The 1510-nt window shown below is 75.7% G+C and carries 3 protein-coding genes and 1 pseudogene; all 4 read right to left on the reverse strand.

Translation table 11 applies throughout. The annotated features are described in order from the left end of the window. Positions 1-294, reverse strand: a 294-nt coding sequence (locus tag DVA66_RS20315; RefSeq protein WP_408608940.1) for an alcohol dehydrogenase catalytic domain-containing protein, incomplete at its 3' end; no start/stop codon positions are given. Positions 295-404: 110 nt separating this feature from the next. Then, positions 405-740, reverse strand: coding sequence for a YnfA family protein (locus DVA66_RS20320; RefSeq protein ID WP_114561568.1), 336 nt, complete (start codon positions 738-740; stop codon positions 405-407). Between the two features lie 289 nt (positions 741-1029). Further along, entirely contained in the window at positions 1030-1326 is a 297-nt protein-coding gene (locus tag DVA66_RS20325; RefSeq protein ID WP_114561569.1) for a hypothetical protein, read from the reverse strand. Beyond that, positions 1295-1510 (reverse strand): annotated as a pseudogene (locus DVA66_RS21445) (hypothetical protein); the annotation flags it as partial. The gene DVA66_RS20325 and the pseudogene DVA66_RS21445, both read right to left, overlap by 32 nt.

A 1510-nucleotide genomic window follows, 5' to 3' on the forward strand; every position in this document is an offset into this window, starting at 1 on the left:
GGCCTCGACCGCCCGCAGCTCGGCCCAGCCGCCGAGCGCCAGGGACAGGCTGACCACCGGGGTGCCGGCCGGCGGGCCGCTGCCGTCGGCGGCGGCGCGCTCGACCACTCCGGCCGCCTCCCAGCCCGGCACCGTGCCGTCGGGGGAGCCGAGGACGCCGTCCTGCACGTCACCGGAGTTCACCGACACCGCCACCACCTGCACCAGAGCCTCCGAGGGACGCGGGTTCGGCGGCGCGACCTCGGTCAGCCGGAGGTGCTGCGGGGCGGAGTGGTCGACGACGAGGGCGAGCACGGCATTCCTTCCGACGGACGCTGCGGGTACCGGGACCCAGGTGCTCCTGGACCGGCACCGGCACCAACGCCGGAGAGGGCGTGGTGATGCCCGCCGCCGTGCAGGGCCGGTCAGCCCTCGCGCGGGGCGTACATGATGACGGCCACGCCGACCAGGCAGACCAGGGCGCCGAGGACGTCCCACCGGTCGGGCCGGAACCCGTCGACGACCACACCCCACAGCAGCGATCCGGCCACGAAGACGCCTCCGTAGGCGGCGAGGATCCGCCCGAAGCTGGCGTCGGGCTGCAGGGTGGCGACGAAGCCGTAGATCCCCAGCGCGACCACACCGGCACCCATCCACAGCAGCCCGCGGTGCTCGCGGACGCCCTGCCAGATCAGCCAGGCGCCTCCGATCTCGGCGAGCGCGGCCACCACGAACAGGACGATCGAGCGCACGACGGTCATGGTCGGGAGCCTAGGGGTGGCGCGGGGCCCTCGGTGAGTGTCGTTCGTCGGCCGCTGACGGGCGGTGGTATCGCCCCCTTCGACAGGCTCAGGACGACGCTTCGACAGGCTCAGGGCGTTGGAGGTGCGTCGGGCGGTCGGGTGCTCTCGGGTGGGGTGGGATCGCCCCCTTCGACAGGCTCAGGACGACGCTTCGACAGGCTCAGGGCGTTGGAGGTGCGTCGGGCGGTCGGGTGCTCCCGGGTGGGTGGGATCGCCCTTCGACAGGCTCAGGGCGTTGGAGGGCGGGTCAGCGGCGGCGGGCGCCTCGGAGGGTCGCGGTGGCGGCGACGAGGAGGACCAGGCCGAGGCCGGCGAGGCCGAGGGCCGGGCCGCCGGTGGCGGCCAGGCCGTCGCCGCGGTCGTCGTCGGCCGGGTCCGTCGGAGTCTCGTCGTCGGTGCCGGTGCCGGTGCCGGTGCCGGTGTCGGGGTCGGTCGGGTCCGAGGTCGCGGTGGGGTCGGCGGTCGGGTCGGGTTCGTCTGTCGGCTCGCCGTCCGGTCCGGTCGAGGGGTCCTCACCGGGGCCGGGCTGACCGGTCGGGGCCACCCCCGTCGGCGTGGGAGACGGGGTCGGCGTCGGAGTCGGTGTCCCGGTCGGCGTGGGAGACGGGGTCTCGGTCGGCGTCGGTGTCGGCGTCCCGGTCGGCGTCGGCGAGGGGGTCTCGGTCGGTGTCGGGGTGGGCGAACCGGTCGGGGTCGGCGTGGGCTCGGGGGTCGGGGTGGGATCGGGG

Source organism: Desertihabitans aurantiacus (genome assembly GCF_003344635.1).
Classification (GTDB): Bacteria; Actinomycetota; Actinomycetes; order Propionibacteriales; family Propionibacteriaceae; genus Desertihabitans; species Desertihabitans aurantiacus.